The 13990-nt window shown below is 42.5% G+C and carries 14 protein-coding genes and 1 riboswitch; of the genes, 5 read left to right on the plus strand and 9 right to left on the minus strand.

What is annotated here, in order from left to right; all coding sequences use genetic code 11:
* Position 1: 1 nt before the first annotated feature.
* From ABD010_RS07060 to ABD010_RS07070, 3 genes are read right to left on the minus strand one after another with little or no spacing between them, the layout of a single operon-like run.
* Entirely contained in the window at positions 2-1174 is a 1173-nt protein-coding gene (locus tag ABD010_RS07060; RefSeq protein WP_343811562.1) for a Ger(x)C family spore germination protein, read from the minus strand.
* On the minus strand, positions 1161-2273 hold the full coding sequence (locus tag ABD010_RS07065) for a GerAB/ArcD/ProY family transporter (RefSeq protein ID WP_343811563.1): 1113 nt from the start codon (positions 2271-2273) through the stop codon (positions 1161-1163). Before ABD010_RS07065 ends, ABD010_RS07060 begins: the two co-directional genes overlap by 14 nt.
* Positions 2274-2276: 3 nt before the next feature.
* Entirely contained in the window at positions 2277-3818 is a 1542-nt protein-coding gene (locus ABD010_RS07070) for a spore germination protein (protein WP_343811564.1), read from the minus strand.
* Positions 3819-3942: 124 nt separating this feature from the next.
* On the opposite strand from ABD010_RS07070, the gene ABD010_RS07075 reads away from it, so the two are divergent.
* The gene (locus ABD010_RS07075; RefSeq protein WP_343811565.1) at positions 3943-4950 is read left to right on the plus strand and encodes a DUF3231 family protein; all 1008 of its coding nucleotides are present in this window, start codon (positions 3943-3945) and stop codon (positions 4948-4950) included.
* A 7-nt stretch (positions 4951-4957) separates the two neighbouring features.
* Positions 4958-5428, plus strand: a complete 471-nt coding sequence (locus ABD010_RS07080) for a hypothetical protein (RefSeq protein WP_343811566.1) — start codon at positions 4958-4960, stop codon at positions 5426-5428.
* 39 nt (positions 5429-5467) lie between these two features.
* Here the strand turns inward: ABD010_RS07080 and ABD010_RS07085 are convergent, their stop codons facing one another.
* The 4 genes from ABD010_RS07085 to ABD010_RS07100 are packed head-to-tail and all read right to left on the minus strand — an operon-like array spanning position 5468 to position 8259.
* Entirely contained in the window at positions 5468-6205 is a 738-nt protein-coding gene (locus tag ABD010_RS07085; protein WP_343811567.1) for an ABC transporter ATP-binding protein, read from the minus strand.
* Position 6206: 1 nt separating this feature from the next.
* Positions 6207-6965, minus strand: coding sequence for an ABC transporter permease (locus tag ABD010_RS07090; protein WP_343811655.1), 759 nt, complete (start codon positions 6963-6965; stop codon positions 6207-6209).
* Positions 6965-7255, minus strand: a complete 291-nt coding sequence (locus ABD010_RS07095) for a thiamine-binding protein (protein WP_343811568.1) — start codon at positions 7253-7255, stop codon at positions 6965-6967. Before ABD010_RS07095 ends, ABD010_RS07090 begins: the two co-directional genes overlap by 1 nt.
* A complete protein-coding gene (locus ABD010_RS07100) occupies positions 7252-8259 on the minus strand; it encodes an ABC transporter substrate-binding protein (protein ID WP_343811569.1) in 1008 nt (335 codons plus the stop codon). Before ABD010_RS07100 ends, ABD010_RS07095 begins: the two co-directional genes overlap by 4 nt.
* Before the next feature lie 114 nt (positions 8260-8373).
* Positions 8374-8484, minus strand: a riboswitch (TPP riboswitch).
* A gap of 441 nt (positions 8485-8925) precedes the next feature.
* On the opposite strand from ABD010_RS07100, the gene ABD010_RS07105 reads away from it, so the two are divergent.
* Together ABD010_RS07105 and ABD010_RS07110 are read left to right on the plus strand one after the other, a co-directional pair.
* Positions 8926-10113 (plus strand): S8 family peptidase, encoded by a 1188-nt coding sequence (locus ABD010_RS07105; protein ID WP_343811570.1) that lies wholly within the window; start codon positions 8926-8928, stop codon positions 10111-10113.
* Positions 10114-10191: 78 nt separating this feature from the next.
* Positions 10192-11094 carry an endonuclease I family protein gene (locus tag ABD010_RS07110; RefSeq protein WP_343811571.1) on the plus strand — a complete coding sequence of 301 codons (903 nt, stop codon included), beginning with the start codon at positions 10192-10194 and terminating at the stop codon, positions 11092-11094.
* Between the two features lie 68 nt (positions 11095-11162).
* Here ABD010_RS07110 and ABD010_RS07115 read toward each other — a convergent pair whose 3' ends face one another.
* Complete coding sequence (locus ABD010_RS07115; protein ID WP_343811572.1) at positions 11163-12308, minus strand: copper resistance D family protein; 1146 nt, start codon at positions 12306-12308, stop codon at positions 11163-11165.
* 18 nt (positions 12309-12326) lie between these two features.
* Positions 12327-12926, minus strand: coding sequence for a copper resistance CopC family protein (locus ABD010_RS07120; protein ID WP_343811573.1), 600 nt, complete (start codon positions 12924-12926; stop codon positions 12327-12329).
* A gap of 107 nt (positions 12927-13033) precedes the next feature.
* Between ABD010_RS07120 and ABD010_RS07125 the strand changes: the two genes are divergently transcribed.
* Positions 13034-13876, plus strand: coding sequence for an aldo/keto reductase (locus ABD010_RS07125; RefSeq protein WP_343811574.1), 843 nt, complete (start codon positions 13034-13036; stop codon positions 13874-13876).
* The last annotated feature ends 114 nt before the right edge of the window (positions 13877-13990 follow it).

The raw sequence follows: 13990 nt of genomic DNA on the forward strand, positions 1-13990 counted from the left end.
CTCAATCGCTGGTTTTATCGGCTCCCCCTGTTGCCCTGATATTCACATTGACTTGAACGTTAATGTCACTGTCGACAAAATAGTTTTTACCGCGATCCCAGTTCTTTTCTACTTTTTTCCAAAAATCATAGTGATGCCGATGGAGAAGTTGTTCAATACCAAGGACATCTGTACGCAAATCCTGCTGCATTTTTTCCACGGTTTGGTTTACAAGTTTGGTTATTTTTTCCTCCGCCTTCGTTTCGAGCTTCTCTAAATTTCGCTTATTAGCTACATCGACTGAACTGAACGTTTCGGCAACCATTCCATCCATATTGATTGTAAGCGATGCATTCACTTTATTTTGTTCTATACTTGTTATGCTCATATTGCTATTCACTCGCAGGATCTGCAGTGTTGTCAAGTGCTCATGCAGTTCTGTCTTAATCATACCTCCCTTTATTTTTCCTGTGATGAAATTCAAACCCTTTATTTCTTTGGAATTAAGTGATCCTACGACGCGTTTTTTTCCACCATTATAAACTTCAGCACCCTGATACTTTACCCTGTCACCTTCCATTTCAAGTTTTGGAATGACAAAGCTTTCTGTAGTTACCAGAAAATCATGAACTTTGCCAACCCGTAATGGTTCCAGCACATCAGCATTCTTAAAATCATTATCCATCATTGATTCAATATAAATAGTCGGGATGTTCTCATTATCGGATGTTGCCTCAAGTGCTGCCATTGCTTTCCCATCCATGATTACAACTCTGACCCCCCTGCGCATTTCATGGTCGCGAATAAAAAAATCCATCAAACTGGAAAGCAAATTTGGCTTGTTCGCCACTTCTTCCGACATAATAATCATTTTTAAATGCTGAAAATAGGGCGAGCGGCTCGTTTGTTTGGCCATTTTACGTTCAATAGCAAATAAACTGTGACCCGTCGCCGAAATGTTCATATAAGCCTTCTTTTTGCTGCCCCCGCCGGTTGGTGTTCCAAATCCAGACGGTACAGCAATCTGCGTTGTCAACGTCAATTGAAGTTCATCGTCAGTCTGTTCCTCGGCAACATCTATCGCCGCACCCAGCACAAAGCCACGCTGTTCGATTTCCACCCGGTCCCAGCATCCTGCTAATAACACAACTGATATACTGCTGATCATCAGACAGATTAGCTTACTTTTTGCCACGCTTTGTCACTCCTCTGAGCTTTGCGACAGCCAGTAGTAAAAGTGTCACAAACATTGTAATTCCTAACCCATAGTAGCCGACAAACGACCCAAATTCACTGAGCTGGGTAATATCCTGTGGCGCCAACCCAATTAAGTAAATTATTGGAGCAAGGATTAATATAATTTTTTGTTTAGCACCTTTTCCAAAAACGGATTGCAATGCGAAAACGGAAGCATCCAATGCCAATGTTGTGGTGTTAAATATAGCCATAATCCAAATAACAAAAAACACGGATTCAAAACGTTCGAAAAAGCCGCCGGGGATTTCCACTTCCTTGGCCAGTTCCACTGTCGGATACAGCAGATTTGTAGTTGCCTGATTGCCAAATACTGCAATACATGCAACAAACAGAATCAAATACATCACTACCGCAGCCATCATACCCAGTGCTGCTTTTGCAGGTGCATTCTTTGGCCGTTTAACCAGTGAAATATAAAATAGAAGGATCCCAAATCCAAGGTAGGAAAAAATGCTTGAATTTAATGCAGCCAAGTATCCATCTATATCCGTTTGAAAGACCGGCAGCATATTACCTTTATCAAACCAGCCAAGCGTGAACAAAATTACAACCATTGCTATAAAAATAATGATCGGCAGGAACAACATATTCAGGCGGAATATACCGGAACGTGAACCTGAAACCGCATAGATGATGACGAGAAAAAATGCCAGCATGATTACTTCAATCGGGGTCCGATCAAACAGGTAATGCTTGGCAAGATCGCCAATAGCCCGCGTTTCAAAGGCGGTAATCAGCAACCCTTGCACAGCTAATAGTAAAGTAAGGCAAATACCAACTGGTCTTGATACAATCAGCGACGCATAATCAAGAAACTCCTGCCCAGGAAATTGTGCGGCGAGACGGGCAGTCAGCCAAGTTAAAAATGAAACGATTATCCCGCCAATAAGTAATGGAAGCCAGCCGTCCAAGGCAAGTGTACCTTCTGCAAGTGATCTTGGAAGGTAAAGGATGCCAACACCGATTACGATGGACGGAATGGCAATCATAATTTCTTTGTCGGTAATCTTATCGTCCCCGTACTCAAATCGATCCATCCATCATCTCCCCTTTTTGTCGGCAGACTTTTTATCATCCGGAAGTAAATAACCGGGACGTTTGGTTAATACCGGAATTGGTGCCCGAAATACAAGGTCCTTCCAATCCTGAAAGAAAGTCGGTGCAAAAGGACTCGAATACGGAACACCGATACTTTTTAAATTAACGATATGGATATTGATCATAATGTAAGCAAGGATGATTCCATACAGTCCCAATATGGCTGCTGCAAGCATGACACCAAAACGAAGCAGCCGAAACGATATCGCAACACTATAGGCAGGAACGCTGAACGATGCGATTGCCGTCAGCGCAACGACAATAACCATAATCGGACTGACAACACCGGCATTAACGGCTGCCTCGCCAATGACCAGTCCTCCGATAATCCCAATCGTCTGCCCAATTGCTTTTGGCAGGCGCACACTCGCTTCCCGTAATAGCTCCATCGTGATCCCCATTAGAAAGGCCTCTACAACGGATGGAAACGGTACCCCTTCACGGGATGCGGCGATCGAGAAGGCAAGCTTGGTCGGAATCATGCCCTGATGGTATGAAACCAGCGCAATATATAATGCAGGCAGAAACATTGCCAGAAATGCTGCCAAATAGCGCAGCATGCGAAGTCCTGTTCCAATCCACCATCGTTCATAATAATCCTCAGGCGCTTGCAATGTATTCCCGATTGTCGCCGGGGCAATCAATACAAACGGGGTGCCATCCAATATAATCGCGAATTTCCCTTCAAGCAGTGCTTCTGCTACCGCATCAGGCCTCTCCGTATTCAGCATTTGCGGAAATGGAGACAAAAAACTGTCCTCAATCCACTGCTCAATATAACCTGATTCCGGTGCACTATCCATATCAATCGAGGAGAGCCGTCGTTTCACCTCTTTTAAAAGATCCGGATGAATGATTCCATCCACATACGTAAGCGCCAGTTTTTTCTTAGATCGGCGACCGACATCATAGGTATTAAAACGCAAATTCGGATCACGAATATACCTGCGGATCAAAACCATGTTTGTCCGAAAATTTTCGATAAACCCTTCACGTGGACCGCGAATAATGGTTTCGGATGGCGGCTGATCAATCGAACGGGTTTCCCAGCCTTTCACATCCGCGATGATTGCTTTGCGAACACCATTAATATAAAGAATTGCACTTCCATACAGAAGAGCATTGGAAACATCGTCCAGATTTTCACCGGTACTGACATCACTGATTGAAACAAGTTCCTGTTTGATATCATTGAATAAATTCGCATTTGTCACAGGAAGATCCTTCCACTCGGCCATTACCTGTAGGTTCTTCAGGATGTTATTATTGATCAGATTTTTATCGACAAGTCCATCGATAAACACGAGTGCACATTTGTGATCTGTATGACCTGCAGTAAATTCCCGTATAACCAGATCATTTGGTTCCTCCAGCATTACTTTGAGGTTGGAGATATTTTTATCAAGATCTTTATAGATATCAAGCGTGAAATCTTCCTGTTTTTTGTCCTGTTGCTTTTTGCTACGTTTGGAAAAGAACCCCATTTCGCTCCCCCTCAAAAGGTCATTTTCCTTCTGTTTCCCTCGCTTGCCATTTTTTATACAATCGTATAATAATGCACTTTACGTCCACACTAACTAATAAATGTAAAAAGGAGATGAAAATCACTTGGAGAATCATACCAATAATGTTCCACTTACAGCTGCGGAAATTTCCTCGTTTTGGAATTCGTATCAAAGTGCAACGATGACCATCTGTGGCCTTCGTTATTTTCTGCAACATGTTAGATGTGAACAAACAGAGGCCTTATTGAACTTTGCACTTGGGCAATCAATGAAAAACAAAGAACTATTGGAGCAGTTCTTCCATGCTGAAGGTCACCCCGTACCACAGGGTTTTACCGAAAAAGATATCGATTTGAATGCACCAAGACTATTCTCGGACAAACTTTATATTTACTATTTGCTCCATATGTCCACGATTAAACTGACAACATGCAATTTAGCCATGGTAATGTCTTCAAGACAGGACATTATCAATTTTTACAACGACAATATTGACCATTTGCAGGAATTGCATTTTAGCTCCAAGAAGCTGGCAAAAGAAAAAGGGATATTTATCCCCGGCCCGCACATACCGCAACCTGACCAGATTGATTTTGTGAAAAAACAAAGCTTTATGGCGGGCTGGTTCGGGGAAAGGCGTCCATTGCTCGGACAGGAAATTGCAAGTCTGGTATACAATGCCAAACGTAATGCATTGGGACAGGCACTGATAACCGGCTTCAGCCAGGTAGCCAAGTCAAAAGAAGTAAGAAAATATTTCGAACGGGGCCGTGATATTTCCGGAAAACAAATGGAAGTTTTCGCATCGATTTTAAATAAAGAATACATTACGGACTCATCCCTAATGCTGACTTCAGAAGTTACCGATTCAACAACAGCACCATTTTCTGATAAATGCATGATGTTTATTGTTACCCTGCTCAGTGCATCCGGTATCGGGCAATATGGTACATCCATGTCAACAACCTCCAGGCATGACCTTAGTGTTCAATATACTCGTTTAATTGCTGAAATTGCCCATTATGCCGACGATGGAGCTGATATCATGATTAACCATGGCTGGATGGAACAGCCCCCTATGTCAGCTGACCGAAAAGATCTGGCGGAGTAGGCTGCTTATGGAAAAAGGAAAAAACAGAGACAAACTTGAAGTGCTGTTCTGGAGTATTGCGTTTCCAGGGTTCGGACAATTGCTGAATGGGGCATACATTAAGGGATTACTGTTAGTTGGATTGGAATTTTTAGTAAATGTAATGGGCAATTTTAATCAGATTATCATTTTAAGCTTTAACGGTGACATACAAAAAGCAGTGGAAGTAACGAATTACGGGTGGTTGATGTTCTATCCATGTTTATATTTCTTTGCCATCTGGGATGCCTATAAAGATGCAAAAGGTGATAGCAGACCATATGCATTTCTGCCATTTGTTTTCTCGGCTTATTTTGTAACCGTTGGGGTTATTTTCTCAGCTGACTTGAAAATGTTCGGCTATCTGATTGGACCGGTCTGGCTGCCAATCATGTTTTTGCCGGTTGGACTTCTAGTAGGCGGAATGATTAGGTGGATATTGTTAAAAAGATTGGAATAACCGCTTTTTAAAGGATTGAAGCCTTTAAAAAGCGTTATTTTACTGTTTAGTCTGCAGTTGATGATAAATCATTTTTTTCCACTGTAAAAATTCTTCCGAAAGCGTCAGATCCTTTTCCCTTGGACGTTCAAACGAAATTTTCAGTTCTTGTTTGATGGTGGTCGGTTTCTGCGACAGGATGATAACACGATCCGATAAATAGATTGCTTCTTCAATATTATGCGTTACGAACAGGATTGAACGCTGATAGGACTGCCAAATCGACAACAGCCATGCCTGCATATCGAGCCGGGTAAATTCATCCAGTGCTGAAAATGGCTCATCCAGACAAATCAGGGACTGATGGCTTAATAGACTGCGGATAAAAGCAGCCCGCTGCATCATTCCCCCCGATAATTCATGCGGAAAAGCTTTTTCATATCCTTGCAGACCAGCACGTTTCATTAACGCAAGGGCCCGCCGTTCATCCTTATCACCAGTTAATTCCGCACCAAGCATCACGTTCTGCAGGATTGTTCTCCACGGCAAGAGCGATGGTGCCTGTGGGGTATAGCTGATACCACCGCGCTCACCGTTCATCCGTCTCCCATCCAGCAATATATCGCCGGAATCAGGGTTGGAAATTCCGCCAATCAAATGAAACAGGGTGCTTTTCCCGCTGCCGGAGGGACCCAGTATGGAAACAAACTCCGCATCTCCTACCGAAAATGACACATTATCCAAAATAGTTTTACCGCTGAATGTTTTCGTCACGTTTTTAATACACAGCTTTGGCATGTTAACTCCCCTCCGGCCGCCATTTAATCATGATACGTTCCAACAAATTAATGAAAGCAAAAAACACCAGGCTCAAAGCCATAATATAAGCGATTGCTACGAAAACGCGGTCTGTCTGAAAGGAGGAGGAAGCTAGCGTCATGTAGACACCAATTCCTTCACCAGCCCCCAGCCATTCCGCGATAACCGCACTCATCACACTATATGTGGCCGCTATTTTCAACCCGGAAAAAACGGACGGTAATGCATACGGCCATTCCAACTTCTGAAAGACCTGCCACCTGTTTGCTCCGGCCATTTGCATGTAATGCTTCAAATTGGCATCCGTTTGTCTGAAACCATCCAATGCAGCGACAGCAATTGGAAAGAAACATACTACTATAATGATGATTAATTTCGGCAGCATTCCGAATCCAAACCAGATAACAAGCAGTGGTGCCAGGACAATGATTGGAATATTTTGCGATAAAATAATGAGCGGATAAAATGCCTCCCGGATTAATGGAAGCAAATGCAGACAGCAAGCTGTTACAATTCCGAATAAGCTGCCAAGTACAAAGCCCAGCACAGCAAGTTTTATCGTGGCCGTTAAGTGCGGACGGAATTCCTCCCACCCTCCTATTCCTGCCTGCCATATTTGGGATGGCGCCGGCAACAGCCACTCCGGGATTTGAAAAAAACTGCTGAAAATTTCCCACAGCAACAGGACCGTGAGCAGAACAACGGCAGGCTTCCATCCCCGCTTCACTGCCCGTTTCATCACCTGTATTTCTCCGTCAGCTCATTCATGGAGACGTTGTCAGGTTTATACAGCACTTTTATTTGTGAGATAACACTTGGGCAGCCCAGTTCCTCCATTTTCCGGTTCATTTTTTCGACGATAACCAATAATTCCGGCAGCTCACCTTCCATTGTCGTTTCAAGCGGATGCACTTCATACTTAACTCCTGCCGCATCGATGACTTCGATTGCGGCATCCACATACGGAATAACATCTTCCCCGTTTTCAGTTTTTGGTATAATTTGTATACTCACCAATGAATTACTCATGATTTATCCCCCTCATCATTTGGCAAAAATTTATTTGTAAAGGCATTCTTACTGTTCAGCTTTTTATCAAGCAAATCATTCTTGTACATCCAGTTAGCGTAGTTGTCCCAGACTTCAAGCTCCTGAACACCCCATCGGTCCGCATCTGCTTGATATTTTGGCGATAACCATTTCTGACTTGCTTTTACTAGTTCGGCATCAATTTCCGGTACAGCATTGATTAATATTTCAGCAGATTTTTCCGGATAATCGATTGCAAAGTTATACCCCTTTGAAACTGCTGCCATGAACTCGCTGACTGTTTCCGGGTTCTCGCTGATCATGTGTTCATTCGTCATCAGTACAGGTGTGTAATAGTCCAGTTTCTTGGAATAATCCGTTACATACAACATGTTCAAATCAACACCGCGAAGTTCTGCCTCGATACCGGTCCACCCATAATAAATCCAGGCAAAATCGACATCCCGTTTAACAGCGGTAAAAAAATCCGTGTTGCCCATATTGACAATGTCGACCTTGTTGAAATTCGCTCCGGCTTTCTTCATCAGGGATGACAAGATCGCCTTCTCAACCGGAGCACCATATCCGCCGTATGTTTTGTCTTCAAAATCTTTCAGCGAATCAATGCCTTTTGATTTCGGGGAGGCAAATCCGGAAGTGTTATGCTGAATGACAGCAGCTATCGAGACAATTGGAACATCCTGAACCCGGGCTTCGGTAACCCCTTCCTGATAGCTCACCCCAAAATTCGCCTTGCCTGCTGCCACCAGCTGATTGGATCCCACTTCTCCAGGCATGATAATTTCCACATTCAATCCCTGGTCAGCAAAATACCCTTTTTCTTTTGCAACATAGATACCGGTATGATTCGTGTTGGGAGTCCAGTCCAGCACAATGGACACATCCTTCATGTTTTCCTCTCCCTTGGACTCCTTCGCTTTTCCGTTATCCCCGCATGCAGCAAGGATCATCAGGAAGCATAAAACGACGAGTATTTTCTTCAATATCCATTCCTCCTATCCGTTGTGGAACCGATCTGGTGCAGACAGGTGCAATGGAATGTACAGCAATAAAAAACACCATAGGTTCAATACCTACGGCGCACGCAACGTTCATTCATATCTCATCAGCATGTTCCCTACGCCGGTCTCAACCAGATCAGGTTCCAAGGGTCAGTATCTAACGGATACAATCTCAACCAGCATACACTGGTCCCCCCACAACTTGTATTATTTGAATGTCCAACCACATTTTAACAGATTGATAGCGTTTTAACCAGCTTTGATTTTAAACTGGCGGGTTATGGGTGAACGAACTTCAGGTCCAATGACATTTTTTAATCCCTTATCCAGGCATTGAAAAATATCAGTAAAATTTAATGTTCTATCAGCGAAAACCGGACTTCTATCATTAAGTTCCTCGGTTCTATCAGTATACAAGCGCCTTTTTTGCTTCATACCTCAACAAACACCGCGTCCACTATTTTGTTTACTCATAAAATGAACCGAAATGAATAAAAAAAGGTGGTATATATGCTAGGATTTTCAATGATTCAACTCATCCGAAATCATGATCAGAAGTTTGACAAGAGATTGCGACAAGGTCTGTTACACATGTATCGGCCTTTTCGCCGCATTCCGTGTTTTTTGCATCGGCCCATCGAGAATTTTTTGAAAAAGTTCAGGCGATACCCAGTCGTTATTGAATTCGAAAAGAAAGACGCACCTTTATCACTGGCTGCTTATGAAGCGAATCTTATAATTAAAACAGAATTTCGTTCCAAGCTGATACACCAGTATCAAAGCATTAGCAGCTGTTCAGCAGTTTTGACAGCTTCGGCAATCGAAAAACTTATGAACAGCAACTGCAGCATTAAAAAAGTTCATTACGACCGGGAAATTACCGCACTGTTGGATGTTGCTTCCCCATCTATTCATGCAACACAATTGAATGAACAGGGTTTAACCGGAAAGGACATCAATATTGCTGTCGTTGATACAGGAATTTATCCGCACGAAGATTTGACACAACCGAACGACCGAATAGTTGCCTTCAAGGATTTTATTAACAACAAAGCTGATCCGTATGACGACAATGGACATGGAACACATTGTGCTGGGGATGCAGCCGGTAATGGTTTTTCATCAAATGAAAAATACAAAGGCCCTGCTCCAGAAGCCGGCGTCATCGGTGTGAAGGTACTCAATCAAATAGGATCAGGTTCACTTTCCACGATTGTTGCCGGAATTCAATGGTGTATCGATAACAAGGAAGAATATCAAATCGATGTTATTTCCCTATCGTTGGGAGCGGCAGCTGATGAATCAAGCTGCAGTGATCCCCTAGTCCAAATTGTCGAACAGGCATGGGCAGCGGGAATAGTTGTTTGTGTCGCTGCAGGAAATTCCGGTCCGGATAAACGAACAATTGGAACTCCTGGTATCAGTTCCAAAGTGGTAACCGTTGGAGCAATTGATGACCAAAATACAGTCGACAGAGCTGATGAACAAATTGCATCATTTTCCAGTCGAGGCCCTGCGTGTGGTGAGGAATCAAAACCAGACTTACTGGCTCCCGGGGTGAACATTATCTCTTTACGGGCGCCAGGCTCTTTTCTGGACAAAACGTCTAAATCTGGTCGAGTAGACAGTAATTATTTCTCATTATCGGGAACATCGATGGCAACTCCAATCTGTGCAGGTGTTGCTGCTCTTATATTACAAACTAACCCGAGCTTTTCCCCTGACCAGGTAAAACAAAGTCTCCTGCAAGGTTCAGTTGATAAAGGATTGCCTGCTTATGCGCAAGGTGCCGGGTATTTAGATGCAGAACAGGCTGTCACCAGAAATGGTAATTAAAGACCAGGTTGGTTTAAACAATATCGGGTATACAGAGTACTAACTTGTGTACCCTTATTTTTACGAGGAGGAATGAACATGCATTTAACTTCTCAACAAGAGGAAAGGTTTATCCCGGTGACGACTGATGGGCAACGTCTCGACCAGATTATCACGCAATTGACCAATACGCAGAAAAAAATACAGCAAGACGAAAAAAACTATTATGATAAGGAAAAAGATCAACAAATCATCGATCAGTATTATCAAAACATCAACTTTAAAAATCCAGGCAATGAAAAATTAGTTCAAGCGCTGCAACAACTTCTTACAGAAACCCATACAAATCAATTAGATTACGACCCAAGTGAGTATGTTTACCCCTGGGTTGATTTAAGACCAGACGGAAGCTTAGCCAGTGTTTATTCGGGAATAAAAAGGCAGGCAGAGGAAGTACTAAGGGAAGATTATGAAACCTCATTAAAACGGAAAGAACAGATGAAAAAAGTTCCGGATGATGAACAGAAAGAAAGCAGACTGAGACAGATTGAGGCAGATTTCAAATATAACTGTGAACATGCCGTCCCACAATCCTGGTTCAATGAACGAAAGCCGATGCGCGGCGACCTTCATCACCTGTTTACGTGTGAACCCGCATGTAATTCGACCAGAAGCAATTACCCGTATCACGATTTTGCCGATTACAAGCCGAAGAATCAATCTGAGGCAGCATGCGGTAAAGCTGATGAAGAATTATTTGAGCCGGCACATGCTAAAGGTGCAGTCGCCAGAGCCATGCTGTATTTTTTAATTCGTTACCCTGACGAGATTGAAAAATCACATTTGAAAGGGATTGATACAAACCTGCTATTCGACTGGCATCAGAAGTTCCCGCCCACCCTTTATGAGAAACATCGGAACCTAGCGATCTATAACATTCAGGGGAACCGAAACCCATTCATTGATTTTCCTGAAAAAATGAGGGTTTGCTCACTGAAATAGTATAAACAATAAAAAGGGCGTTTGGTATAAGTAAATAATCTTATACGAAAACGCCCTTACCTTTATATTCACTGTACCCCTATCATAATTCCAAAATAAACAGACACAACCATTAACAAAGAAGCAATCGTTGAAATGAAAATGGACTTCTTCTTAATGGCTGCAAAAACGGTCAGCACGCCAAACAATACGCCTAAACCAAATAACGTATAACTTTCCAAACCAAAAGCGACCGAAACATTAAAAATACCGGTACTTTCAGCATTATGAATAGTGCTTATGAAATCCCCGTCATATACTGCCTTAAAAAGCGGTGAAGCTCCATAAGATTTGATCAGTGTATAGATTTGATGCGGCGGCCAGGATTGCCCCATAAATGCTGTAAGTCCAAATACAAGTAATGCATAAACGCTTTCCAGCCGTCCCCATTTTAATGGATTAAATGATTTGTCATGGTGTTTTTTTCGAAACAATATTCCATTAAGAAAGGCAAATAACACAAGCGAAATAATAAATATGTGTTTAATTACCAATGCCTGTCCGTAATTAACGACGAGACTGTTTTGATACTCCTGAAAAATCGAAGCATTCGGATCATCGTACGAATTGATGTCAATTGACATGGTAAAATAACCTGCCACCAATGTAACAACTAGGCTAATAACAGCAACGGGCGTAAACCATTTCAAAAATGCCAACCAGTTCGTTTTGTTTTTGGAAAACCAGCTTGCCATAAATAAAATCCCAATCCACACGGTAACCGCCAAAAAATGAAATGAATGCGACAGAAAGCCCTGCCAATTCGTAATGGTTGCTGCATGACTTGACCGTGTATAGCCAAACAGCATTAACAAGGTTAAAACAAGCGCCCATGTAGTTAAATGGGTTTTTGATTTCAATTGTTTGGCACGCAGGACACAGATCAGAATAATCGAAATGAAGGTGATAAATATCCATGCCTTACCAATTTCAAATGTCGTGATAACACTTTTTAAAATTGGCCACAAATCCCTTTCAGCTGCTAAAAGACTGGCTGTGTGAAAAACTGGCAGAAACGCTGTTACAGGTATTAACCCGGCAGCTAGATAAAGTACTTTTTTGGGAATGTCAATTGGCGGTTTCTTATCTTTCGGAACCATGAACAGAATCAGGGAACCTATCAAAATTGAGAAACAAATGTATAATATAAACTCCGTCAATGAGACCAACAGCATCTCACTTCACCTCCAACCTTATTCGGTACGTTTGCTGAAGAACATCCAGGCTATTAACACGATTCCTGCAATCACCAGAACTATAATAATACCATTTCCCGGAAAAGATTGCTCGTCTTCATTATTTGTCTTTTGTTCGGATGAATTTCGTTCCTCGGTATCCTGGTTGCTTTGCCCTGTTTTGTCTTTGTTGGAGTTGCCGGATTGTTCACCTTCGTTTTGGGAGGCATTATTTTTTGGCTGTTTCGCTTCATCTTTTTTTATAGTAAAAGAATATTGATTTTCAATTAGATGCCCATCGGCCCCAACAACTTCCCATTTCACCTGATATGTCCCCGAATTCAGTGATTTTTGAAACGATGCAGTCAGTACATCATCCGTTATCTTAACAGATGCAGGCTGAAGCTTATTCCCTTGATCATCTACCAGATAAAGTGTACTGCCTTTTTCAATTTTAGTGTTGAAATTTAACGTTACATTATTGATGGATTTCTCCAGTTTTTGACCATTCGCAGGTGATGATTTTTCCAATACGGAATGGGCATTTGCTGCGTGCATTGGAACTAACGCCATTAACAGAAATATGAATAATGCGGTGGCAAGTGTATTTTTCAGCATGTTACCTTCCTTCCAGTTATCATTATTACGCGCAAGCGCTTCAACAACATTTCTATCAACAGTATGTTAACATACAATTAAATTAAACAAATAGAAGGAGGCACACGATGACTAACCAAATACCTGAAATCACACTGAATGATGGTACACACATTCCAGCAATTGGCTTTGGTACGTATAAATTGTGGGGAAATGACGGTGCAGCCGCTATTGCAACTGCCATCGATAACGGCTATCGTTTGATTGATGCAGCCTACAATTATGAAAATGAAGGAACAGTCGGAGCGGCTCTTAAGCGGACATCCGTGCCGCGGGAAGAGTTGCGAATTGCTTCAAAACTTCCCGGCCGCTATCACACGTATGACAAGGCTGTAAAAGCAATCCAGGAATCACTTTACCGTGCGGATCTGGATTACTATGACCTGTATTTAATTCATTGGCCAAACCCAATTCAGGATATTTATGTAGAAGCATGGCAAGCCTTGGTTGATGCAAAAAAATGGGGGCTGATCCGTTCCATTGGTGTTTCCAATTTTCTGCCGGAGCACATGGAGCGCCTTAAAAAAGAAACCGGAGTGCTTCCTAGTATCAATCAGGTGGAACTGCACCCGTTTTTCAACCAGGAAGAACAGCGCAAGTGGCATGACGAACATGGCGTAGCAACGGAATCATGGAGTCCTTTAGCCCGTGCCAATGATCTTTTTACAAATGATACAATAAAAGAGATTGCGTCCAAGCACGGCAAGAGTATTTCGCAGGTTATTCTGCGCTGGCATTATCAGCATAATACAGTGCCAATTCCAAAGTCTGCTTCACCAAAACGGCAACTGGAAAACATCACTGTATTCGATTTTGCTTTGGATGATGACGATATGACGACATTGGATAAACTGACAAGGCCGGATGGCAGAATGAATGACCAGGATCCGGCGGTTTATGAGGAGTTCTAGAAAGAACAAAGGCGTAAGCGCCCGTTTAGCAACGTACAAACTGGAGCACTCCGCAATGAGATAAAGGAAACACGGTGAGCTGAAAGCGAACCGATGTTGACTTTCACCGCAAGG

The organism is Virgibacillus siamensis (assembly GCF_039522605.1).
Lineage (GTDB): Bacteria > Bacillota > Bacilli > Bacillales > Amphibacillaceae > Lentibacillus > Lentibacillus siamensis.